This is a genomic window from Erwinia sp. AC075, from assembly GCF_979253995.1.
In genome coordinates this window covers 1,850,415-1,873,907 of record NZ_CEEDEU010000001.1, presented here as the reverse complement: position 1 = coordinate 1,873,907, position 23,493 = coordinate 1,850,415, and the positions used below count along the sequence as shown (strand labels likewise).

General features: G+C 55.5%; 25 protein-coding genes. 22 read left to right on the top strand and 3 right to left on the bottom strand.

Annotated features, from left to right (window positions below):
- Positions 1–43: 43 nt before the first annotated feature.
- Positions 44–628: a Maf family protein gene (locus AC0IXH_RS08760; protein WP_013201673.1), complete on the bottom strand. Its 585-nt coding sequence runs from the start codon at positions 626–628 to the stop codon at positions 44–46.
- A gap of 142 nt (positions 629–770) precedes the next feature.
- On the opposite strand from AC0IXH_RS08760, the gene yceD reads away from it, so the two are divergent.
- The 22 genes from yceD to AC0IXH_RS08650 all read left to right on the top strand — a co-directional run bounded on the left by yceD (position 771) and on the right by AC0IXH_RS08650 (position 19,378).
- A complete protein-coding gene (gene yceD / locus AC0IXH_RS08755) occupies positions 771–1,292 on the top strand; it encodes a 23S rRNA accumulation protein YceD (RefSeq protein WP_471720336.1) in 522 nt (173 codons plus the stop codon).
- A 14-nt stretch (positions 1,293–1,306) separates the two neighbouring features.
- Positions 1,307–1,477 (top strand): 50S ribosomal protein L32, encoded by a 171-nt coding sequence (gene rpmF, locus AC0IXH_RS08750; RefSeq protein ID WP_013201675.1) that lies wholly within the window; start codon positions 1,307–1,309, stop codon positions 1,475–1,477.
- A 26-nt stretch (positions 1,478–1,503) separates the two neighbouring features.
- On the top strand, positions 1,504–2,538 hold the full coding sequence (plsX, locus tag AC0IXH_RS08745; protein ID WP_013201676.1) for a phosphate acyltransferase PlsX: 1,035 nt from the start codon (positions 1,504–1,506) through the stop codon (positions 2,536–2,538).
- Positions 2,539–2,543: 5 nt separating this feature from the next.
- The gene (locus tag AC0IXH_RS08740; protein WP_013201677.1) at positions 2,544–3,497 is read left to right on the top strand and encodes a beta-ketoacyl-ACP synthase III; all 954 of its coding nucleotides are present in this window, start codon (positions 2,544–2,546) and stop codon (positions 3,495–3,497) included.
- Positions 3,498–3,511: 14 nt separating this feature from the next.
- Positions 3,512–4,435 carry an ACP S-malonyltransferase gene (fabD, locus tag AC0IXH_RS08735; protein ID WP_053145597.1) on the top strand — a complete coding sequence of 308 codons (924 nt, stop codon included), beginning with the start codon at positions 3,512–3,514 and terminating at the stop codon, positions 4,433–4,435.
- Between the two features lie 18 nt (positions 4,436–4,453).
- Positions 4,454–5,188 carry a 3-oxoacyl-ACP reductase FabG gene (fabG, locus tag AC0IXH_RS08730; RefSeq protein WP_013201679.1) on the top strand — a complete coding sequence of 245 codons (735 nt, stop codon included), beginning with the start codon at positions 4,454–4,456 and terminating at the stop codon, positions 5,186–5,188.
- 154 nt (positions 5,189–5,342) lie between these two features.
- Positions 5,343–5,579: an acyl carrier protein gene (gene acpP / locus AC0IXH_RS08725; protein ID WP_013201680.1), complete on the top strand. Its 237-nt coding sequence runs from the start codon at positions 5,343–5,345 to the stop codon at positions 5,577–5,579.
- Positions 5,580–5,673: 94 nt separating this feature from the next.
- Positions 5,674–6,915: a beta-ketoacyl-ACP synthase II gene (gene fabF / locus AC0IXH_RS08720; RefSeq protein ID WP_013201681.1), complete on the top strand. Its 1,242-nt coding sequence runs from the start codon at positions 5,674–5,676 to the stop codon at positions 6,913–6,915.
- A gap of 169 nt (positions 6,916–7,084) precedes the next feature.
- Positions 7,085–7,885, top strand: a complete 801-nt coding sequence (gene pabC / locus AC0IXH_RS08715) for an aminodeoxychorismate lyase (protein WP_346594875.1) — start codon at positions 7,085–7,087, stop codon at positions 7,883–7,885.
- Between the two features lie 12 nt (positions 7,886–7,897).
- Positions 7,898–8,917 (top strand): cell division protein YceG, encoded by a 1,020-nt coding sequence (gene yceG / locus AC0IXH_RS08710; RefSeq protein ID WP_013201683.1) that lies wholly within the window; start codon positions 7,898–7,900, stop codon positions 8,915–8,917.
- On the top strand, positions 8,907–9,539 hold the full coding sequence (tmk, locus tag AC0IXH_RS08705; protein ID WP_013201684.1) for a dTMP kinase: 633 nt from the start codon (positions 8,907–8,909) through the stop codon (positions 9,537–9,539). Before yceG ends, tmk begins: the two co-directional genes overlap by 11 nt.
- Complete coding sequence (gene holB / locus AC0IXH_RS08700) at positions 9,536–10,534, top strand: DNA polymerase III subunit delta' (RefSeq protein ID WP_346566248.1); 999 nt, start codon at positions 9,536–9,538, stop codon at positions 10,532–10,534. The genes tmk and holB overlap by 4 nt, the downstream gene beginning before the upstream one ends.
- Before the next feature lie 9 nt (positions 10,535–10,543).
- Positions 10,544–11,338 (top strand): metal-dependent hydrolase, encoded by a 795-nt coding sequence (locus AC0IXH_RS08695; RefSeq protein WP_346566118.1) that lies wholly within the window; start codon positions 10,544–10,546, stop codon positions 11,336–11,338.
- A 290-nt stretch (positions 11,339–11,628) separates the two neighbouring features.
- Positions 11,629–13,062 carry a PTS glucose transporter subunit IIBC gene (gene ptsG / locus AC0IXH_RS08690; protein WP_134823889.1) on the top strand — a complete coding sequence of 478 codons (1,434 nt, stop codon included), beginning with the start codon at positions 11,629–11,631 and terminating at the stop codon, positions 13,060–13,062.
- Between the two features lie 170 nt (positions 13,063–13,232).
- The gene (hinT, locus tag AC0IXH_RS08685; RefSeq protein WP_013201688.1) at positions 13,233–13,583 is read left to right on the top strand and encodes a purine nucleoside phosphoramidase; all 351 of its coding nucleotides are present in this window, start codon (positions 13,233–13,235) and stop codon (positions 13,581–13,583) included.
- Between the two features lie 25 nt (positions 13,584–13,608).
- Positions 13,609–13,977 (top strand): YcfL family putative periplasmic lipoprotein, encoded by a 369-nt coding sequence (locus AC0IXH_RS08680; RefSeq protein WP_013201689.1) that lies wholly within the window; start codon positions 13,609–13,611, stop codon positions 13,975–13,977.
- A 10-nt stretch (positions 13,978–13,987) separates the two neighbouring features.
- Entirely contained in the window at positions 13,988–14,584 is a 597-nt protein-coding gene (gene lpoB, locus AC0IXH_RS08675) for a penicillin-binding protein activator LpoB (RefSeq protein WP_013201690.1), read from the top strand.
- On the top strand, positions 14,544–15,413 hold the full coding sequence (gene thiK / locus AC0IXH_RS08670) for a thiamine kinase (protein WP_471720335.1): 870 nt from the start codon (positions 14,544–14,546) through the stop codon (positions 15,411–15,413). The genes lpoB and thiK overlap by 41 nt, the downstream gene beginning before the upstream one ends.
- Positions 15,414–15,435: 22 nt before the next feature.
- Positions 15,436–16,446 (top strand): beta-N-acetylhexosaminidase, encoded by a 1,011-nt coding sequence (gene nagZ / locus AC0IXH_RS08665; protein WP_346566121.1) that lies wholly within the window; start codon positions 15,436–15,438, stop codon positions 16,444–16,446.
- Positions 16,447–16,470: 24 nt separating this feature from the next.
- Positions 16,471–17,013 carry an alpha/beta hydrolase YcfP gene (ycfP, locus tag AC0IXH_RS08660; RefSeq protein ID WP_013201693.1) on the top strand — a complete coding sequence of 181 codons (543 nt, stop codon included), beginning with the start codon at positions 16,471–16,473 and terminating at the stop codon, positions 17,011–17,013.
- 221 nt (positions 17,014–17,234) lie between these two features.
- Positions 17,235–18,539 carry an NAD(P)/FAD-dependent oxidoreductase gene (locus AC0IXH_RS08655; protein ID WP_013201694.1) on the top strand — a complete coding sequence of 435 codons (1,305 nt, stop codon included), beginning with the start codon at positions 17,235–17,237 and terminating at the stop codon, positions 18,537–18,539.
- Positions 18,540–18,838: 299 nt separating this feature from the next.
- Positions 18,839–19,378 (top strand): glycine zipper 2TM domain-containing protein, encoded by a 540-nt coding sequence (locus AC0IXH_RS08650; RefSeq protein ID WP_013201695.1) that lies wholly within the window; start codon positions 18,839–18,841, stop codon positions 19,376–19,378.
- Positions 19,379–19,494: 116 nt separating this feature from the next.
- On the opposite strand, the gene mfd is transcribed toward AC0IXH_RS08650, so the two are convergent.
- Entirely contained in the window at positions 19,495–22,938 is a 3,444-nt protein-coding gene (gene mfd, locus AC0IXH_RS08645) for a transcription-repair coupling factor (RefSeq protein ID WP_346594868.1), read from the bottom strand.
- Positions 22,939–23,012: 74 nt separating this feature from the next.
- Complete coding sequence (locus AC0IXH_RS08640) at positions 23,013–23,222, bottom strand: hypothetical protein (RefSeq protein ID WP_013201697.1); 210 nt, start codon at positions 23,220–23,222, stop codon at positions 23,013–23,015.
- Between the last annotated feature and the right edge of the window lie 271 nt (positions 23,223–23,493).

The window sequence follows — 23,493 nt, the reverse complement described above, 5'->3', positions numbered from 1 at the left end:
TTGCACTGTGTTGCCCGATTCAACGGGCAACACTGACGCTTTTTCAATTCCTTAGCGGATCGATCCCGGCCGCACGTAGCATCTCGCAAAGCGCAATCAGTGGCAGCCCGACCAGGGTATTGGGATCGCGGCCTGAAAGGCGGTCGAACAGCGTGATCCCCAACCCTTCGCTTTTAAAACTCCCCGCGCAGTTCAGTGGCTGCTCTTTCGCCACATAACTCACGATCTCCTCTTCGGTCAAGGGACGAAAATCGACGTTAAACGGCTCGCAAATCACCTGTAACTGCTGAGAACCACTGTCGTACACCGCCAGACCGGTATAAAAAATCACGCTGTGGCCGCTGGCCTGGCGTAATTGCTGATGCGCATTGTCAGCAGTATGCGGCTTGCCGGTTATTCTTCCGTCAATCACGCAGACCTGATCGGAGCCGATAATCAGATGATCCGGGTAGGTTTCCGCCAGCGCCTGCGCCTTGGAAGCGGCGAGTCGCATCACAAGATCGGTAGCGGATTCATCAAGTTGCGCGCTTTCGTCCACCTCGGGTGCGGCAGTGATAAACGGGACCCCCAACTTTTCCAGCAGGGACTTTCTGAAAGGGGAGGTTGAAGCAAGCACCAGTCGTGTCATATTTTTTTCCAGAATAGATAGCGAATCAGTTCAAGGCATTTTAAACTGTGCGCCGCATTGGATGCGAATATTGGGTGAAAGATGCTGTAAACCGGCCTTTTTCTTTGACTCTATCTCGTTTGAAAGTTAATATGCGCGCCCTATGCAAAAAGTAAAATTACCCCTGACTCTCGATCCGGTTCGTACCGCTCAAAAGCGCCTTGATTATCAGGGTGTTTACACCCCTGAACAGGTGGAGCGTATTACCGAATCGGTAGTGAGTGTGGACAGTGATGTAGAGTGCTCGATGTCGTTCGCCATCGACAATCAGCGGTTAGCAGTATTTAACGGTACTGCGGCGGTCTCCGTAACCCTGTGTTGTCAACGCTGCAACAAGATATTTCCGCATCAGGTCCACGTGACGTATTGTTTCAGCCCGATCGTTACTGACGAGCAGGCTGAGGCACTGCCGGAAGCGTACGAGCCGGTCGAGGTCAACGAGTTTGGTGAAATCGATCTGCTGGCGGTGGTTGAAGATGAAATTATCCTCGCCCTGCCTGTCGTTCCGGTGCATGATTCTGAACACTGTGAAGTGTCCGAGGCGGACATGGTCTTTGGCAAGCTGCCTGCAGAGGCAGAAAAACCAAACCCATTTGCCGTATTAGCCAGTTTAAAGCGTAAGTAATAGGAGTAAGGTCCATGGCCGTACAACAGAATAAACCAACCCGTTCCAAGCGTGGCATGCGTCGTTCACACGATGCCCTGACCACAGCATCTCTTTCCGTAGATAAAGTTTCTGGCGAAACGCATCTGCGTCACCACATCACTGCGGATGGTTACTACCGCGGTCGCAAGGTCATCGTTAAGTAGTTCTTGCGGATACGCAAGGCGATACTTTGCCACGTCTGACCCTGGCGATAGATGCCATGGGCGGGGACTTCGGTCCCTGCGTGACAGTGCCTGCTGCAATGCAGGCACTGGCCTCTAACACACAGCTGCATCTTCTTCTGGTCGGCGATCCCGACAACATCTCGTCATTTCTCGCAAAAGCTGATTCTGCCTTATTGGCACGTCTGCAGGTGATCCCTGCTGAGTCGGTTATTGCCAGTGATGCCAAACCCTCACAGGCCATTCGCCACAGCCGTGGCACGTCCATGCGTGTGGCGCTTGAGTTGGTGAAAGAAGGGCGGGCGCAGGCCTGTATCAGCGCCGGAAATACCGGTGCGCTGATGGGCCTGGCAAAAATGATGCTCAAGCCGCTGGACGGCATTGAGCGCCCGGCGCTGATGACGGTATTACCGAATCAGCTCAAGGGTAAAACCGTGGTGTTGGATCTGGGCGCAAACGTCGAGTCCGACAGCGCGATGCTGGTACAATTTGCAGTGATGGGCGCGGTGATGGCGGAAGAAGTTCTGTCGATACACTCTCCCCGCGTGGCGTTGCTGAATATTGGTCAGGAAGAGACCAAAGGGTTAAGCAGTATTCGCGATGCCGCAGTTATCCTGCGTGCATCGCCAGAAATTAACTATATTGGATACCTCGAAGGCAACGATCTTCTTACCGGGAAAACGGACGTGATGGTCTGCGATGGTTTTGTGGGCAACGTCACCCTGAAAACCATGGAAGGCGTGGTAAGAATGTTTCTTTCGCTGTTGAAATCACAGGGCGAAGGTAAAAAAAGGGCCTGGTGGATGACGCTGCTGGCACGTTTGATAAAAAAACGTCTGGAAAAGCGCTTCGGCCACCTCAACCCCGACCAGTACAATGGCGCCTGTCTGTTAGGATTGCGCGGCACGGTGATTAAGAGTCACGGTGCGGCCAATCAACGCGCATTCGCTGCGGCGATCGAACAGGCAGAGCAGGCGGTGGCGCGGCAAGTCCCAGAGCGGATTGCTGCCCGCCTTCAAGCTGTATTACCTAAGAGTGAATGACGTACATGTATACGAAGATTATCGGTACAGGCAGCTATTTGCCTGAACAGGTGCGGACTAACGCCGATCTGGAAAAAATGGTGGATACATCGGACGAGTGGATTGTCACCCGCACCGGTATCCGTGAACGTCGCATTGCCGGGCCGGATGAAACCGTTGCCTCAATGGGTTTCCACGCCGCAGAACGCGCGCTGGAAATGGCCGGCATTGATAAAAATGATATCGGACTGATTGTGGTGGCGACGACCTCCTCCAGCCACGCCTTCCCAAGCTCAGCCTGCATGATCCAGCAACTGCTGGAGATTGAAGATGCCGCGTCTTTTGACCTTGCGGCTGCCTGTGCAGGCTTCACCTATGCCCTGAGCGTGGCTGACCAGTACATCAAGAACGGCGCGGTAAAAAATGCGCTGGTGATTGGTGCTGACGTGTTGGCACGCATGCTCGATCCTGAAGATCGTGGCACCATCATCCTGTTTGGTGATGGCGCAGGCGCGGTGGTGTTAGGCGCCAGCGAAGAACAAGGCATCATCTCGACCCATCTCCACGCTGATGGCCGTTACGGCCAGTTGCTGACCCTGTCCAATCAGGATCGTCAGAACCAGCAGCAGCCTTCCTACGTGACCATGGCCGGTAACGAAGTGTTTAAAGTGGCTGTTACCGAGCTTGCACATATCGTTGAAGAGACGCTGCAAGCCAATAACCTCGATCGTGAAGCCATTGACTGGTTGGTTCCGCATCAGGCCAACCTGCGTATTATCAGTGCCACCGCCCGCAAGCTGGGTATGGGCATGGAGAAAGTCGTGGTTACGCTCGATCGTCACGGCAATACCTCCGCCGCTTCCGTGCCTACCGCACTGGATGAAGCCGTGCGTGATGGTCGCATTCAACGTGGTCAGCTTATTCTGCTGGAAGCCTTCGGCGGTGGATTCACCTGGGGCTCGGCGCTGGTTCGTTTTTGATTAAGGATTTCACAATGACGCAATTTGCTATGGTTTTTCCGGGACAGGGCTCCCAGACGGTAGGCATGCTGGCTGAGCTGGCTGCAGAGAATCCGCTGGTTGAGAAAACCTTCGCCGAAGCCTCGGCTGCGCTGGGTTACGACCTGTGGGCACTGGTGCAGCAGGGACCTGTAGAAGAACTGAACAAAACCTGGCAGACCCAACCGGCTTTGCTGGCCGCATCTGTTGCTATTTTCCGCGTTTGGCAGGAAAAAGGCGGTAAGATGCCTGCAATGCTGGCGGGACACAGCCTGGGCGAGTATAGTGCGCTGGTTTGTGCAGGTGTGATCGCCTTCGATGAAGCGATCAAACTGGTTGAATTGCGTGGCAAACTGATGCAGGAAGCGGTGCCAGAAGGCACGGGCGCTATGCAGGCCATTATTGGTCTGGATGATGCGTCAATCGCGAAAGCGTGTGAAGAGTCGGCTCAGGGACAGGTTGTCTCCCCGGTTAACTTCAATTCGCCTGGTCAGGTTGTGATTGCAGGAAATAAAGAAGCGGTAGAACGCGCTGGCGCAGCCTGTAAGGCTGCCGGTGCCAAACGTGCTCTGCCGTTGCCTGTGAGCGTACCTTCTCACTGTGCACTGATGAAACCCGCAGCCGATAAACTGGCTGTTGCGCTGGAAAAACTGACCTTCAACGCCCCGACATTCCCGGTGGTTAACAACGTTGATGTGCAGTGCGAAACCTCAGCAGAGGCCATTCGTAGCGCGCTGGTTCGTCAGCTGTACAACCCGGTCCGTTGGACTGAGTGTGTGGAGTTTATGGCGCAGGAAGGCGTGACGTCACTGCTGGAAGTTGGCCCTGGTAAGGTGCTGACAGGCCTGACGAAGCGTATTGTTGACACCCTGACTGCGGCTCCGGTAAACGATCCGGCCAGCCTGTCAGCGGCGCTTTAACAGTAGACGAGGATGAACATGAGCTTTGAAGGAAAAATCGCACTGGTTACCGGTGCAAGTCGCGGCATAGGCCGTGCTATCGCCGAAACGCTGGTAGCACGCGGCGCGAAAGTTGTCGGTACAGCGACCAGCCAAAGTGGTGCGGACGCCATCAGTGCTTATCTGGGCACTAATGGCAAAGGCCTGCTGCTGAATGTGACTGACAGTGCGTCAATTGATGCGGTGTTAGAAAATATTCGTGCTGAATTTGGCGAAGTGGACATTTTAGTCAATAATGCTGGCATTACGCGTGATAATCTACTGATGCGTATGAAGGATGATGAGTGGCAGGATATCCTGGACACAAACCTGACTTCCGTATTCCGCCTGTCAAAAGCGGTAATGCGCGCTATGATGAAGAAACGCGTAGGCCGAATCATTACCATTGGTTCTGTAGTCGGAACGATGGGTAATGCGGGCCAGGCAAACTACGCAGCAGCAAAAGCGGGTTTGATCGGCTTCAGCAAGTCACTGGCGCGTGAAATCGCGTCACGTGGTATTACCGTTAACGTCGTGGCGCCAGGTTTCATTGAAACCGACATGACGCGCGCGCTGACTGAAGATCAGCGTGCGGGCATTCTAGCGGAAGTGCCAGCGGGTCGCCTCGGCGGCGCGCAGGAAATCGCGAATGCCGTAGCATTTTTAGCCTCCGACGAGGCTGCGTACATCACTGGTGAGACGCTGCACGTCAACGGCGGAATGTATATGGTCTGATAATCACGAAATATATTTGCGTTATTTGCGGTTATACCCGCAAAATAGCGTAAATTCGTGGTTTGACCAGCCGGGATTTAGTTGCATCTTTTTCACCATTTTATACACTACGAAAACCATCGCGAAAGCGAGTTTTGATAGGAAATTTAATAGTATGAGCACTATCGAAGAACGCGTTAAGAAAATCATTGGCGAGCAGCTTGGCGTTAAGCAGGAAGAAGTCGTTAACACTGCCTCTTTTGTAGAAGATCTGGGCGCTGATTCTCTTGATACCGTTGAGCTGGTAATGGCTCTGGAAGAAGAGTTTGATACCGAGATTCCGGACGAAGAAGCTGAGAAAATCACTACTGTTCAGGCTGCTATTGATTACATCAATAATCACCAGGCATAAGTGAGCATCTCCAGGCGGTCATTCGACCGCCTGAGTTTTTTCTTTACACCCCATACTGTTCCATTGTCATTTTTTCCCTCCCTGGAGGACGAACGTGTCTAAGCGTCGTGTAGTTGTGACCGGTCTTGGCATGTTGTCTCCTGTCGGCAATACCGTAGAGTCCACCTGGAATGCTCTTGTTGCCGGTCAGAGTGGCATCAGCCTGATCGACCATTTTGATACTAGTGCCTACGCAACGCGTTTTGCTGGCTTAGTAAAAGATTTTAACTGTGAAGAATTTATCTCGCGCAAAGATCAGCGCAAGATGGATGCCTTCATTCAGTACGGCGTTGTCGCTGGCATTCAAGCCATGCAGGATTCCGGTCTGGTCATTACTGATGAGAACGCCGATCGTATTGGTGCCGCTATTGGCTCCGGTATCGGTGGTCTCGGTCTGATTGAAGAAAACCACGATTCGCTGATCCACGGCGGCCCGCGTAAAATCAGTCCTTTCTTCGTTCCCTCCACGATTGTAAACATGATAGCGGGTCACCTGACTATTATGTTCGGCATGAAAGGTCCAAGCATCGCCATTTCCACGGCCTGTACTTCCGGTGTGCATAACATTGGCCAGGCTGCACGTATCATTGCTTACAATGATGCCGACGTGATGCTGGCAGGTGGTGCCGAGAAGGGCAGTACGCCTTTGGGTATGGGTGGTTTTGGCGCCGCACGTGCGCTTTCAACCCGCAATGACAATCCTGAGGCGGCAAGCCGTCCATGGGATCGCGATCGCGATGGCTTCGTGCTGGGCGATGGTGCTGGTCTGGTGGTGCTTGAAGAGTACGAACACGCGAAAAAGCGTGGCGCGAAAATTTATGCGGAACTGGTTGGTTTCGGCATGAGCAGCGATGCTTACCATATGACTTCACCACCGGAAGATGGTGCAGGCGCCGCTCTGGCAATGAAAAATGCGCTGAGAGATGCGCAGTTGTCACCCGAGCAGATTGGCTATATCAATGCGCACGGCACCTCCACGCCAGCCGGTGATAAAGCTGAAGCCCAGGCAGTGAAAACGGTCTTCGGTGCCAGTGCAGGCAGCGTGATGGTGAGCTCCACTAAATCCATGACCGGTCACCTTTTAGGGGCTGCAGGCGCCGTAGAGTCGATTTTCTCTATTCTTGCCCTGCGCGACCAGGTTATCCCGCCAACCATCAATCTGGATAACCCGGATGTTGGTTGCGATCTGGATTTTGTCCCGCACACAGCCCGTCAGGTAAAAGGTCTGGAGTACACCTTGTGTAACTCCTTCGGATTTGGCGGAACCAACGGTTCGTTGATTTTCCGTAAAATTTGATTGTTGCCTTACCTTGAAGAAGGCCCGCTCTGCGGGCCTTTTTTGTTGCTAAGCGCGCAGCGGGTCGGGCTTTTTATCTCTCTATACAATTATGCACAGACAATCGGATGAATCTGCAGCGGCATAAAGGGTATCTTTACCGCTGTGCGATGTTCACTCAGGGGGAGCAATGGTCTGGATTAATGGCGAGCGGCAGGACAGCCTGCAGGCGCGCGATCGTGCCGTGCAGTTCGGTGACGGCTGTTTCACCACCGCCCGCATTTTGCAGGGTGAAATCGTGATGCCCGAGGCCCATGTGCAGCGCCTTAAACTCGGCTGCGAGCGCCTGATGATCGCCAACGTCGACTGGTCAGCGCTGCAGGATGAAATGCGTTTTGCGGCAGCGACCCGTACTGATGGCGTGCTGAAAGTGATCCTTTCGCGCGGAGTGGGCGGTCGGGGCTACAGTGCCGCCGGATGCCAACAGCCCTCACGGATGATCTTCCTCTCTGACTACCCCGCGCATTATCATCCGTTGCGCCACACCGGCGTGACGCTGGCGTTAAGCTCGATCCGCCTCGGCAGAAACCCGCTGCTGGCCGGTATCAAACACCTTAACCGGCTTGAGCAGGTGCTGATCCGTACAGAGCTTGACCAGACTGGCGCAGACGAGGCGCTGGTGCTTGACACTGACGGTAGCCTGGTGGAATGCTGTGCGGCAAATTTGTTCTGGCGTAAGGGAGAGCAGGTGTTTACGCCCGATCTTAGCCATTCAGGGGTGAACGGTATTCAACGCCAGCGGGTGATCCAGCGACTGCGCGAGCTGGGGACCGCCGTGCAGGAAGTCAGCCAGCCGCTTGAAACACTGGCCGACGCGGACGAAGCGATCATTACCAATGCGCTGATGCCGATCCTGCCGGTGCGGCAGATAGGGAACTGGCACTATTCCTCACGGCAGCTGTTTACTCTGTTACACCCTCAAGACGATTAACATGGATATTTCATGACAGTAAAAAGAAAACTCTTCACCGGGATTGTCGTCATCGTCGTGGCGGCCATCGCCTTCAGCTACTGGCAGATACGCCAGTTTGCCGACTCGGCGCTGACCATCAACAAAGAAACGATCTTTACGCTGCCGGCGGGTTCCGGACGTGTGGTGCTGGAAGCCGAACTTAACCGCCAGCATATCGTGCCGCAAACGGTCTGGTTTGGCTGGCTGTTAAAGCTGGAGCCGGAACTGGCGAAGTTTAAGGCCGGGACCTATCGCTTCACCCAGGGCATGACCGTCAGGCAGATGCTCGATCTGCTGGCCAGCGGGAAAGAAGCTCAGTTCCCGTTACGTTTGGTTGAAGGGCAGCGTTTGCAGGAGTGGCTGGCACAGCTGCGTGCAGCGCCTTATATCAAGCACACGCTGTCTGACGATAAGCTGGCGACCGTTGCCGCTGCACTGTCATTACCCGAACAGGATGTGGAAGGCTGGCTCTTCCCGGACACCTATGCCTATACCGCCAATACCACCGACGTGGCGCTGCTGAAGCGGGCTAACGAGCGGATGGTGAAACTGGTGGATAACCAGTGGCAGGGCAAAATGGACGGCCTGCCGTATAAAGACAAAAACGATCTGGTGACCATGGCATCGATCGTCGAAAAAGAGACGGCCTTAAGCGACGAACGCAGTAAGGTTGCCTCGGTGTTTATCAATCGTCTGCGCGTCGGTATGCGTTTGCAGACCGATCCCACGGTGATTTACGGCATGGGCGACAGCTACAAAGGCACCCTGACGCGTAAAGACCTGGACACGCCAACCCCTTATAATACCTACGTCATTGCCGGTATGCCGCCAGGGCCGATTGCCATGCCGAGCAAAGCCTCGCTGGAAGCGGCTGCACATCCGGTGAAAACGGACTTCCTCTATTTTGTCGCAGACGGCAAAGGTGGACACACGTTTACCACTAATCTGGCCAGCCATAATCGTGCGGTTCAGGCGTGGCGTCTTGCGGTGAAGGAAAAAAATGGACAGTAAATTTATCGTCATCGAAGGGCTGGAAGGGGCGGGTAAAACCACTGCCCGGGATGTGGTGGTCGCCACGCTGCGTGAGCAGGGTATCAGTGACATCGTGTTCACGCGCGAGCCGGGCGGCACGCCGCTGGCGGAAAAGCTCCGTGACCTGATCAAGCAGGGCATTGACGGTGAGCGGGTGACGGATCAGGCTGAACTGCTGATGCTGTATGCCGCGCGCGTTCAGCTGGTTGAAAACGTAATCAAACCTGCGCTGGCCAGCGGTGCCTGGGTCGTGGGCGATCGTCACGATCTCTCTTCCCAGGCGTATCAGGGCGGCGGACGCGGCATGGACATTGCCCTGATGAGCCAGCTGAAACACAGCGTGCTCGGCGAGTTTGCGCCAGATATGACCATCTATCTCGACGTGACGCCAGAAATTGGCCTGCAGCGCGCCAGAGCCCGTGGTGAACTGGATCGCATCGAGCAGGAGTCGCTGAACTTCTTTATCCGCACCCGTCAACGTTACCTGGAGCTGGCCGCCAGCGACAGCAGGATCCAAACGGTCGATGCCACGCAGTCCATTGAGCAGGTCAGCGCCTCGATCCGTCAGGTGCTGGTCGCATGGCTGAAGGAACAGCGATGATCTGGTATCCGTGGCTGAATCAGCCCTATCGTCAGATCCTCAGCCAGCACCAGGCAGGGCGTGGTCATCACGCATTGCTGCTGCAGGCGCTGCCGGGGATGGGCGATGCCTCGCTGGTGTGGGGCATCAGCCGCTGGCTGATGTGCCAGCGCCGTGACGGGTTGAAAAGCTGCGGTGAATGCCATGCCTGCCAGCTGATGCAGGCGCACACCCATCCGGACTGGTACAGCCTGGAAGCGGAAAAGGGCAAGAGTTCGATTGGCATCGATGCGGTGCGTAGCATCACCGAAAAGCTTTACCACCATGCTCAGCAGGGTGGCGCGAAGGTGGTGTGGATCCCGGATGCGGCTCAGCTGACCGAAGCGGCGGCGAATGCGCTGCTGAAAACGCTGGAAGAGCCGCCAAAAAACACCTGGTTCCTGCTCTGCAGCCAGCAGCCTGCGCAACTGCTGGCGACGCTGCGCAGTCGCTGCCTTAACTTTCACCTTTCTCCACCGGATGAGGCGCAAAGCCTTAACTGGCTGCTGAAGCAGGTCTCCACCACGGAACAGGATGGCATAACCGCTTTACGTCTCAGTGGCGGTGCGCCGGCGGCTGCACTCAGTCTGTTAGAGGAAAAGCGCTGGGCGGCCCGCCAGTCGCTGTGTAACGCGCTACCGACGGCATTGCGCGAGGATATGCTAAGCTTGCTGCCCGCGCTGAACACCGATGATGCCGCGCAGCGCACCGGCTGGCTGTGTGCCTTACTGGTCGATGCATTGAAATGGCAGCAGGGTGGCGGCCAGTATATTGCCAATGTCGATCGGCAAGCGCTGATTGCCGATATGGCCCTGCAACTGCCGACCAGCGCACTGCATGAAAGCGTGCGCCAGTGGATGGTCTGTCGCGATCGTCTGCTTAACGTGGTTGCCGTAAACCGTGAATTATTACTGACCGACCAGCTGCTGGGATGGGAGCAAATGCTTAACCCGGCGCCGTCTGGTCAGACTGAATAGAGAAGAATTATGTTTTTAGTTGATTCGCACTGCCATCTCGATGGACTGGATTATGACACCTTGCACAACGATGTCAGCGACGTGCTGGCGAAAGCCGCCGCGCGCGATGTGAAATTTATGCTGGCGGTTGCCACCACGCTGCCGGGTTATAAAGCGATGGTTGAGCTGATTGGCGATCGCCCGAACGTCGCCTACTCCTGCGGCGTTCATCCGCTGAATCAGGAACAGCCCTATGACTTTGCCGAACTGCGCCAGCTGGCTGCAGACCAGCGGGTGGTCGCCATGGGTGAAACGGGTCTCGATTACTTTTATCAGAAAGAGACTAAGGAGCAGCAGCAGGCATCTTTCCGCGAGCATATCCGCATCGGACGCGATCTGAACAAACCGGTGATCGTCCATACGCGTGACGCGCGTGAAGACACGCTGGCGATCCTGAAAGAAGAGAAGGTGGAAGGCTGTGGCGGCGTGCTGCACTGCTTCACCGAAGATCGTGAAACGGCCGGTAAACTGTTGGATATGGGGTTCTATATCTCGTTCTCGGGCATCGCCACCTTCCGCAATGCGGAGAGCATCCGCGAAGCGGCACGCTACGTGCCACTCGATCGTATGCTGGTCGAGACGGATTCACCGTATCTGGCGCCGGTGCCGTTCCGCGGCAAAGAAAATCAGCCCGCTTACACGCGTGATGTTGCCGAATATATGGCGGTGGTCAAAGGCGTCAGCATTGAGCAACTGGCTGAAGCCACCACAAAGAACTTTTCCGATCTGTTCCACGTGCCGCTCTCCCGGTTAACCGACGCATAACGACGGCGTTCACGTCAGCCGGCAGCGGCTGTTGATGCAATTCCGCATCGCTCTTTTGGGTGATGCGGTTTTTTATTGTGCAAAACCTGGCATTTTCTGGCCATTTGAACTAGACGATGTGCAAAGCTTCGATGAAACGTGATGCTCATCAAACTAAATTTTAGCGATTTATTTTACTCTTCGTAATAAATACCGAGAACGCTAAGACGTTCCGAAAATAGCGGGGATCTCCCCTCCGTTATCACGCGTAACGCGCGTAAAACAGCAATCATACTCAGGAGCTTCACACTATGTTTAAAAATGCCTTTGCCAACCTGCAAAAGGTCGGCAAATCGCTGATGCTGCCGGTGTCGGTTTTGCCGATAGCCGGTATTCTGCTGGGCGTTGGTTCTGCCAACTTCAGCTGGTTGCCTGCCGTGGTTTCTCACGTCATGGCGGAAGCCGGTGGTTCAGTCTTTGCCAATATGCCGTTAATCTTCGCGATTGGCGTGGCGCTGGGCTTCACCAACAATGACGGCGTTTCGGCACTGGCCGCCGTCGTTGCCTATGGCATCATGGTGAAAACCATGGCGGTGGTCGCGCCGCTGGTGCTGCATTTACCGCCGGCGGAAATCGAAGCCAAACATCTGGCGGATACCGGCGTACTCGGTGGCATCATTGCCGGTTCGATTGCGGCATACATGTTTAACCGCTTCTACCGTATCAAGTTGCCGGAATATCTGGGCTTCTTTGCCGGTAAACGCTTTGTGCCGATTATCTCTGGCTTCACGGCGATCTTCCTCGGTGTGGCGCTCTCCTTTGTCTGGCCACCGATTGGTACGGCGATTCAGGACTTCTCACAGTGGGCGGCTTACCAGAACCCGGTTGTTGCCTTCGGCCTGTATGGTCTGATTGAGCGTACGCTGGTGCCGTTTGGCCTGCACCATATCTGGAACGTTCCTTTCCAGATGCAAATTGGTGAGTTTACCAATGCGGCGGGTCAGGTATTCCACGGTGATATCCCACGCTATATGGCGGGTGACCCAACGGCGGGCAAACTTTCCGGCGGCTTCCTGTTTAAAATGTACGGTCTGCCAGCGGCGGCTATCGCTATCTGGCATTCAGCGAAACCAGAGAACCGCGCCAAAGTGGGCGGCATTATGATCTCCGCTGCACTGACCTCGTTCCTGACCGGCATCACCGAACCGATTGAGTTCTCATTCATGTTCGTGGCCCCGGTGCTCTACGCCATCCACATTCTGCTGGCCGGTCTGGCGTTCCCAATCTGTATCCTGTTAGGAATGCGTGATGGCACCAGCTTCTCTCACGGCCTGATCGATTTTGTGGTGCTCAGTGGCAACAGCAGCAAAATCTGGCTGTTCCCGGTGGTAGGCGTCATTTATGGCCTGATTTATTACACCGTATTCCGCTTTGTGATCACCAAATTCAACCTGAAAACGCCAGGTCGTGAAGAGACAACTGCGGAGCAAACGGTGGGTAACGCCAGTGAGATGGCCGGTAATCTGGTCGCAGCCTTTGGCGGCAAAGAGAACATCACCAATCTGGACGCCTGTATCACCCGCCTGCGTGTCAGCGTGGCGGACGTGACCAAAGTCGACCAGCCTGGCCTGAAAAAATTAGGCGCGGCGGGCGTGGTGATTGCCGGGTCCGGTGTTCAGGCCATTTTTGGCACTAAATCCGATAACCTGAAAACCGATATGGATGATTATATCCGTAACAGTTAAGGGTTTATTCCGTGACGAAAGGGGAGCTTAGGCTCCCCTTTTTCATGCCCGTACAAGCCGAATGCTGACATGCCAGGCGATTAGCGTAAGAAATGTCACGGGAAGGTTGAAAGAAAACGGCTAACTCACTCATACTGCCTGAACTCTACTTTTCGTTAAGGAAGTGACTGATGGCTGAAGAAACGATTTTCAGTAAAATTATCCGCCGTGAAATCCCGGCTGACATCGTCTATCAGGATGAGCTGGTGACCGCCTTCCGTGATATCTCGCCAAAAGCGCCCACTCATATTCTGATCATCCCCAATATTGTGATCCCAACCGCCAACGATGCGGTGCCAGGCCATGAAGCGGCGCTGGGCAGGATGATCACCGTTGCGGCTAAAATTGCCAAAGATCAGGGCATTGCCGAAGATGGCTACCGTCTGATCATGAACTGCAATAAACACGGCGGGCAGGAGGTTTATCATATCCACTTCCATCTCGTCGGTGGTCGTCCTTTAGGCCCAATGCTGGCTAACTAGCCCTCTGATACGGACACACCTCACTATGCGGGCGATTGCCACAGGCATAACGTTACTGGCGCTGCTCAGCGGATGCAGCAGCCCTCCCACCACCATCAATACCTCGCAGTCGTTGGTGATGGAGTCATCGGTCCTGTCAGCCGGGATCACCACCGATCAGCCAGTGATGTCCGAAAATGAAGGGCAGCAGCGGGCCTCCTCGGTGCTTTATAACCAGCAGGTGAAGCCGGTGACCGTTCACTACCGTTTCTACTGGTATGATGACAAAGGTCTGGAAATCACCCCGTTTGAAGCCCCGCGCACCACCACCGTGGCCGCCAATGGCAATATTGAAATATCATCGCAAACCGGTAACCTGACGGCGAGCAAAGTCAGGCTCTATTTGTATCTTTAGGAGTTATTGCGTGGAAAGGAAGTTAATCAAACTCTCGGGTGTCGTGTTACTGGCGCTGATCCTGGCGGGCTGTGTGAATGAACAGCAGCAACCGCAGAAGCCTGCGCCGGTCGAGCCGGTACAGCCGACTCAGCCAGTCCAACCGCCTGTTGAGCCACCGCCAGCGGAAACCGTACCACAGCCGCCGAAGTTCCAGTCCATTAACTGGGATGCCAGCGTCTCGCCATTGATTGCGCAGATGCTGAAAGCCGATGGCGTCACCGCCGGCAGCGTTCTGCTGGTGGATGGGGTGAAAAACAGCACCAACGGCAGCCTGCAAATCTCTAAAGCTACCGCTGCGCTGCACACGGCACTGGATAATAATACCCAGTTCACGCTGGTCACGCCGCAGCAGCTAGCGACCGCCAAGCAGACGCTGGGCCTGTCGGCAGAAGACAGCCTGGGCTCACGCAGTAAAGCAGTGGGTCTGGCGCGTATTGTTGGCGCGCAGTATGTGTTGTACAGCAACGTGCAGGGCGATGTGAAAACGCCTTCGCTGCAAATGCAGCTGATGCTGGTGCAGACAGGTGAAATCATCTGGTCAGGCAACGGTGTCGTCCAGCATTGATCCGGCGCTTGGCAGGCTGATCACCCAACAGTTTCCGGCGGCGCAATCCGCCGGTTCTTTTTTTCCGCTGACCGGACTCACCGGCCAGACCGGAAAAGTCGTGGTGGGCGACCTGACCTTGCTGGCTCGCCATCAGCGAAAAGCCGAGCCTGTTCCCGGCGTCGATCGCCGTCGCGAGTACCATATTCTGCGCAAACTCTCAGGCAGTGGTCTTGCGCCAGCGGTGCAGGGTTTTAACGCAGAGTGGTTGCTGCTGGGCTGGCAGCCTGGCGAAGCGCTGGATCGGCAGGGGTTTATTCAGCACCTTGAGGCTATAGCCTTAAAGGTGGCCACCTTGCACGCGCAGCCACTGAGCGGCTACCGGCTTTCTCTGCTGGCGCTGTTACAGCAGTACTGGCTGTTAAGTTGCCCGACGCGTCGCCATCATGGCTGGCTGCGGGCGCTTAAAAAGTGTCAACAGCAGGGCGAGCCCAGGCCGCTGCGGCTGGCGTTACTGCATATGGATATCCATGGCGGCAACGTCATCCGTCATCGGGACAGCTTGCAGCTTATCGACTGGGAATACGCCAGTGATGGCGATGTGGCGCTGGAGCTGGCGGCGATAGTGGCGGGCAACGGCCTCAACCAGCAACAACAACAGCAGCTGACGGCTTGCTATGCCGCGCAACAGAATATTGACCAGCAGGCGCTGACGCAGCAGATGCAGCGCTGGCAGCCGTGGCTGCGACTGCTGATGGCCAGCTGGTATGAGCTGCGCTGGCAGCAGACTCAACAACCGATGTTTTACACGCTGGCAGCAGAAGCCTGGCAGCGGGTGTTATCAGATTAAGAGGTGAAGTGTGGGACCGGTAATGTTAGACGTGCTCGGCTACGAGCTGGATGCAGAAGAGCGTGAGATTTTACAGCACCCGCTGGTCGGCGGGTTGATCCTGTTTAGCCGTAATTATCACGATCCTGCGCAGCTGGCCGAACTGGTCAGGCAAATTCGCGCGGCATCGCGCAACCGGCTGGTGGTTGCCGTCGATCAGGAAGGCGGACGCGTTCAGCGCTTCCGTGAGGGCTTTACCCGCCTGCCCGCCATGCAGTCTTTCTACGCGTTAAATGACGAAGTGAAAGCCGCCGAGCTGGCCCAGCAGGCTGGCTGGTTAATGGCCTCAGAAATGATCGCCATGGATATCGACATCAGCTTTGCGCCGGTGCTGGATATCGGCCACGGCAGCGCGGCCATTGGTGAGCGCAGCTTCCATGAAGATCCGGCCATCGCTTTACGCATGGCGCGTCAGTTTATCCGCGGGATGCACGACGCGGGTATGAAAACCACCGGCAAACATTTCCCCGGCCATGGTGCGGTCAGTGCCGATTCGCACAAAGAGACGCCGCGTGATGACCGCAGCGAGCAGGAAATTCGCCAGCACGACATGCAGATTTTCAAACAGCTGATTGAAGAGCAGGCATTGGATGCGATCATGCCGGCGCATGTTATCTATACTCAGATCGATCCCCGTCCGGCAAGCGGATCGTCCCACTGGTTACAGACCGTGCTTCGCGGCGAGTTAGGGTATGACGGCGTGATTTTCTCGGACGATCTGTCGATGGAAGGTGCGGCGATTATGGGCAGCTACGCAGAGCGTGGCCAGGCATCGCTGGATGCCGGCTGCGATATGATCCTGGTCTGCAATAACCGTCAAGGTGCGGTCAGCGTGTTGGATAATCTGTCGCCGATCAACGCCGAACGCGTCAGCCGGTTGTATCATCGGGGAACATTTACCCGCCAGCAGCTGCTGGATTCGCCTCGCTGGAAAGAAGCGAACAAGGCCCTGACCGCGCTGCAATCGCGCTGGCTGGAGCAAAAAGGCAGCTGACGGCAATTCTCAACGAGGATGGCGATGATCATTTATCTGCACGGTTTTGATTCAACCAGTCCGGGGAACCATGAAAAGGTTCTCCAGCTGCAGTTTATTGACCCCGATGTGCGCTTGCTGAGCTACAGCACGCTGCATCCCAAGCATGATATGCAGTATCTGCTGAATGAGACCGATAAACTGCTGCGCAGCACTGACGATGAAAGGCCGTTGATTTGCGGCGTGGGCTTAGGTGGCTTTTGGGCCGAGCGCATTGGTTTTCTCAGCGATATCCGCCAGGTCATCTTCAATCCGAACCTCTGGCCTGAAGAGAACATGGTGGGGAAAATTAATCGCCCGGAAGAGTATGTCGATCTGGCGACGAAATGCGTCAGCAATTTCCGCGAGAAGAACCGTGACCGCTGCCTGGCCATTCTCTCACGCAACGATGACGCGCTGGACAGTCAGCGTTCGGCAGAGGCGTTGCAAAGCACCTATGAGATTATCTGGGACGACGTGCAGGGCCATAAATTCAAAAATATCGCGCAACATCTGCAACGCATCAAGGCCTTTAAAACCCTCGGTTAACGCTTAAGGGCGCAGTCATCCGGCTGCGTCCTGCCCCTTATTTCTTCGTACTATTCTGAGATCGTTGGTAAAAATTGACCTGCATCAATTTTAAGAGATCTCTGCTTCATCCCCGTGCTATTCTGCCAGCAGATAGCGAATTAAACTCGCCAACCCTATGTTTACTAAGGATATTAATTTAACCTTTAGTTAACGATCGGTTCACAATTTAAGGGGGTCAATTGACTACACCACTGAAGAAAATTGTCATTATTGGCGGAGGGGCAGGTGGACTTGAACTTGCTACTCAGCTGGGTCACAAGTTGGGGCGTAAGAAAAAGGCTGAAATCACTCTGGTCGATCGTAACACCAGCCACCTGTGGAAACCGCTGCTGCATGAAGTGGCCACCGGATCGCTGGATGAAGGGATTGATGGACTGAGCTACCTGGCGCATGCCCGCAATCACGGTTTCCAGTTCCAGCTGGGCACGCTGACCGATATCGACCGCGAAGGCAAACGCCTGCAGCTGTCTGAGATCCGCGATGCGCAGGGTGAGCTGTTGGTCCCTGAACGTGAACTGGCCTATGACACCCTGGTGATGGCGCTGGGCAGTACCTCTAACGACTTTGGTACGCCGGGTGTAAAAGACCACTGCATCTTCCTTGATAACCCGCACCAGGCGCGTCGTTTCCACAATGAAATGCTCAACCTGTTCCTGAAATTCTCTTCCAGCGAAGGGCCGCAGGACACAGTGAACATCGCCATTGTTGGTGCAGGCGCCACCGGCGTCGAGCTGTCGGCCGAGCTGCATAATGCGGTCAAACAGCTGCACAGCTACGGTTACAAGGGGCTGGATAACAGCGCGCTGAACGTCACGCTGGTGGAAGCCGGTGAGCGTATTCTGCCAGCGCTGCCGCCACGTATCTCCACCGCGGCGCATCAGGAACTGACCAAGCTGGGCGTGCGGGTATTAACGCAGACCATGGTGACCAGCGCCGATAAAAAAGGACTGAACACCAAATCGGGCGAGTTTATCGATGCCGATCTGATGGTGTGGGCAGCGGGGATCAAAGCGCCTGACTTTATGAAAGAGATTGGCGGTCTGGAAACTAACCGCATCAATCAGCTGGTGGTGAAGCCTACGCTGCAAACCACACTGGATGACAGCATCTTCGCCATTGGTGACTGTGCATCCTGTGCACTGCCATCCGGTGGATTTGTGCCGCCGCGCGCGCAGTCTGCTCACCAGATGGCTTCGCTTGTGCTGGGTAACATCCTGGCGCAGATTAAAGGCCAGAGCCTGAAATCCTATGTCTATAAGGATCACGGTTCGCTGGTGTCGCTCTCTCGCTTCAGTACGGTGGGAAGCCTGATGGGTAACCTGATGCGCGGTTCGATGATGGTGGAAGGGCGCATTGCGCGTTTCGTTTACATCTCGCTGTACCGTATGCACCAGGTGGCGCTGCATGGCTACTTCAAAACCGGCCTGATGATGCTGGTTGGCAGCATTAACCGGGTGATCCGTCCGCGCCTGAAAATGCATTGATCGCAATTTAGTCGTTGTAGTACCACAGTATTTGCAAGCATCAAGGCTTATAGTGACGCGTTTACTATAAGCCTTTCTTCTTTTACCGCCCCGCAAAGCCGTCGATCGGAACACTCTTAAAAGCTTTCTCTTATGGTAACTGGACGTGATTTCGTCCGGTATTCTTATTGTCACAATTGGTCCTGATGCGCAAAATTACCCCAACACCACATGGCGCGTCGCGCACGCCAGGTAATGGTCTCTGCCACGGAATGGGCTGCAGGCTAAATTGCGCGGTAACAATTTCAGGAGAACGTCCTGTGAATAAATCAATGTTGGCAGGTATCGGAATTGGTGTGGCAGCGGCCCTGGGCGTCGCTGCTGTTGCAGGCATGAACGTTTTTGATCGCAGCCCGCAGTATGCGCAGGTGCTTTCCGCAACACCAATCAAAGAAACGACCAAAAACCCACGTCAGGAATGCCGTAACGTGACGCTGACACACCGTCGCGCCGTGCAGGATGAGCACCGTATTGCCGGTTCAGTACTGGGCGCGGTAGCGGGTGGCGTGTTGGGCCATCAGTTTGGCGGCGGTCGCGGTCGCGACGTGGCAACCGTTGCCGGTGCAGTGGCCGGTGGCTACGGTGGTAATCAGGTGCAGGGCGCACTGCAGGATCGGGATACCTACACTACCACCGAGCAGCGCTGCAAAACCGTTTACGACAAGCAGGAAAAAATGATGGGTTATGACGTTACCTATAAAATCGGTAACGACCAGGGCAAAATCCGTATGGATAACGACCCAGGCACCCGTATCCCGCTGGACAGTAACGGTCAGCTGGTGCTGAACGACAAGGCGTAAAATCCGACAGTTGACGCGACGCGCGTAGCTGCCTGATAAGATGCTTACCGTTGTGGGCATCTCGCGGACAGAAAAAAAGCGGCTGATTAGCCGCTTTTTTTATTGCTGAGTCAGGCTCAGGCGGCGTTCGCCAGTACCTGAGCCATAAAGTCACCGACCCATTTCATCCTTAACTTGCGGTCAGCCAGGTCGCGGATAAACTTGATTTTGGTCGGGCCATCAAGTCGCCAGTGCTGCGGTTCCTTCTGCAACAACCCAATCAACCAGCCTGGATTAGCCAGATTCTTCTCGGCGAACTCAATAAAGCCGCCTTTGTCGCTGGCTTCCACCCGACGAATGCCGATTTTCTTCGCCATCAGGCGCAGCGAAGCAGTATCCAGCAGATTACGTGCGGCATCCGGCAACAGGCCAAAGCGGTCGATCAGTTCGACTTTCAGATCCTGCAACTCGCCTTCTTCCTGCGCGCTGGCGATGCGTTTGTAGAACGACAGACGGGTGTTCACATCCGGAATGTACTCATCTGGCAACAGGGAAGGCATCCGCAACTCAATGTCAGTCTGACTGTTGGTCAGATCTTCCAGCGACGGTTCGCGGCCTTCTTTCAGCGCCTCAACGGCATTTTCCAGCAGCTCCATATACAACGAGAAGCCAATGGTTTCCATCTGTCCGCTTTGTCCTTCACCCAACAGCTCACCCGCGCCACGAATTTCCAGATCGTGGGTCGCCAGCGCAAACCCGGCGCCCAAATCTTCCAGAGAGGCGAGTGCTTCCAGACGCTTATGCGCATCGGACGTCATCGCTTTCGGATGCGGCGTCATCAGCCAGGCATACGCCTGGTGGTGTGAACGTCCCACGCGGCCGCGCAACTGGTGTAACTGTGCCAGACCGAAATGGTCCGCGCGCTCGATGATGATGGTGTTGGCGGTCGGAATATCGATACCGGTTTCGATGATGGTGGTACACACCAGCACGTTGAAGCGCTGATGGTGGAAATCATTCATCACCCGTTCCAGCTCGCGCTCACGCATCTGACCGTGGCCGATGGCCACACGGGCCTCCGGAACCAGTTCAGACAGGCGATTAGCCGCTTTCTCGATGTTTTCGACGTCGTTGTACAGATAGTAAACCTGGCCACCACGCAGCACTTCACGCAGGATAGCTTCGCGCACCACCAGATCGTCGAACTCACGCACAAAGGTTTTTACCGCCAGGCGACGTGCCGGTGGCGTGGCAATAATCGACAGGTCGCGCATGCCGCTCATCGCCATATTCAGCGTGCGCGGGATCGGCGTGGCGGTCAGCGTCAGGATATCCACGTCGGCGCGCATCGCTTTAATGCGTTCCTTATGACGCACGCCGAAGCGGTGCTCTTCATCGACGATCAGCAGCCCCAAATCGCGCCACTTGATCTCATTGGCCAGCAGTTTATGCGTGCCAATCAGAATATCGATTTTGCCTTCTCTGGCCTGCTCAAGGATCGCCGTTTGTTCTTTGGCGGTTCGGAAGCGGGAAAGCATCTCAATGCGCACCGGCCAGTTGGCGAAACGGTCGCGGAAGTTATCGTAATGCTGCTGAGCAAGCAGGGTGGTCGGCACCAGCACCGCAACCTGTTTGTGGTTTTCCACCGCGAGGAAGGCAGCTCGCATCGCCACTTCGGTTTTACCGAAGCCGACGTCGCCGCACACCAGACGATCCATCGCCAGCGGCTGGCACATATCGCTGAGGACGGCATTGATTGCCTGCGCCTGGTCGGGGGTGGTTTCGAACGGGAAACTCTCACAGAAAAGCTGATATTGCTCACGATCGTGCTTAAAGGCAAAACCGCTTTTGGCTTCACGCTGGGCGTAAATGTCCAGCAGCTCCGCGGCCACATCACGCACTTTCTCGGCGGCTTTCTGCCGCGCCCGTGACCAGGCATCGCTACCCAGCTTATGCAGCGGCGCGTTCTCATCCGCACCGCCGGCATAGCGGCTGATCAAGTGCAGCGACGACACCGGCACATACAGCTTGGCGTCACCGGCGTAGGTCAGCATCAGGTACTCGGCGGTGATACCGCCGGTTTCCAGCGTGGTCAGCCCGATATAGCGACCCACGCCATGCTCGAGGTGCACCACCGGCTGCCCGGAACGCAGTTCGGCGAGGTTACGGATTAATACATCAGGGTTAATGGTGCGGCGGCTGTCCTGACGACGACGGCTGACGCGTTCGCCCAGCAGATCGCCTTCGCAGATAAATGCCCGCTGGCGCAAACCGTCGACGAAGCCTTTTTCGCTGGCACCAATCATCAGATAGTGACCGGCCGCTTCGGCTTCGGCAAAGGTGTGCACGCCCTGAGGCAAAATTTTGATCCGCGCCAGCAACTCTTGCAGCGCTTCACGGCGGCCTTCACTCTCAACCGAGAAGATTACCGGGCCGCTGAATGCTTCCAGGAAGCGACGCAAGGTATCCAGCGGCACTTTGGCCTGCGCCTGCACCGCCAGATCCGGCAGCGGGTGATACTGCAAGTTGGTATTAGCGGCTTTCTTCGGCAGCTCTTCGCTTTTCAACTGCACGCGCGGCCAGTTTTTCAGCTCGCTAAACAGCTCATCGGTGCGCAGCCAGAGCTTTTCTGGCGGCAACAGCGGGCGCATAGGGTCCACGCGGCGGCTTTCAAAGCGGGAGGTGACATCCAGCAGGAAACGGTCGGCGCTGACTTCCAGATCGCCGGTGTTCACCAGCAGGGTGTTTTCCGGCAGATAGCTGAACAGCGCCGGTAACGGCTGATCGAAGAACAGCGGCTGCCAGTACTCAATGCCGGTCGGCAGCGTGCCTTTGCTCACCTGCTGATAGATGTGTTCGGACTCGCGGCGCACCTCGAAATGTTCGCGCCACTGGGTGCGGAACAGCTCAATCGCCGCTTTGTCGGTCGGGAATTCATGCGCCGGCAGCAGGTTGACCGCCGGAACCTCTTCCAGCGTGCGCTGGCTGTCGACGTCGAACAAGCGCAGGCTGTCGATCTCGTCATCAAAGAAGTCGATGCGGTAGGGCTGATCGCTGCCCATCGGATAGAGATCCAGCAGCGCGCCACGGGTGGCGTATTCGCCATGTTCCATCACCTGATCGACGTGACGGTAACCGGCCTGTTCAAGCTGGCTGCGCAAGGTATCGCGCGACAGCCGCTGGCCTTTCTTCATCACCAGCGCGTGCCCGTGCAGGAAGCTGTGCGGACAAACCCGCTGCAACAGCGTATTCACCGGCAGGATCAGCACACCGCGTTCCATCATCGGCAACTGGTAGAGCGTGGAAAGGCGTGAGGAAATAATGTCCTGATGCGGTGAGAAACTGTCAAAAGGCAGCGTTTCCCAGTCGGCCAGGCTCATCACCGGCTCGTCGGTAAACTGTTTGATCTCATCATACAGGCGGAGGGCATTTTGCATGTCGGGGGCGATTAATATCACCGGGCCAGGATGGCGTTCGATGATTTCAGCGCATTCCACCGCACAGGCGGCACCGGTCAGTTGACCTAACTGGCGCTGGTCACCTGCTTTTACGGGCAGGGTGTAACGAATGTGTTCAGGCATAATCAGTCAGACGGTCTCTTCGCAAAATGGAGAGCAGGGAACCGTGTTCCCCTTCAGCTAACCGGAGTATACCTCTATTTCGGCGATTGTTGGGTGTAGTGCATCTTAGGTCGGTCAATGTTTGCCCAGATCAGCTCTTTTTCACCGTGATAGCTGTGGTTGCCGTCATCCCACTTTACGTAGTAACCCGCGGGTGAATCGCCCTGTTCGAACACGTTCACTACCATGCCTTTAATGTCGCCGGTTTTGTGCCTGACAATGCTGCCTTTAGGATATTTAGACATTTTTACCACTCCTGGGCTGACTCTACGGCGATATTGCACTTAACGTATTACCTCTTTTTGAGAGGGGTTAATAGTAGTGTAAGCCGATTCACGTCTGACAATTGAGCAATTAGCGGCTGTTTTTTGTGCGATATCGCGGTGATGAGGGCCATTGTTGCCGTTGCTGACAAAACAAAGCTGCACAGTCAGCGGCTTAGAGGTTCCATAACGCCGGGCTAACCTTTATTATCTTCGATCACTTTTTGCCAACGCTTTGCCAGAAGACGGATTA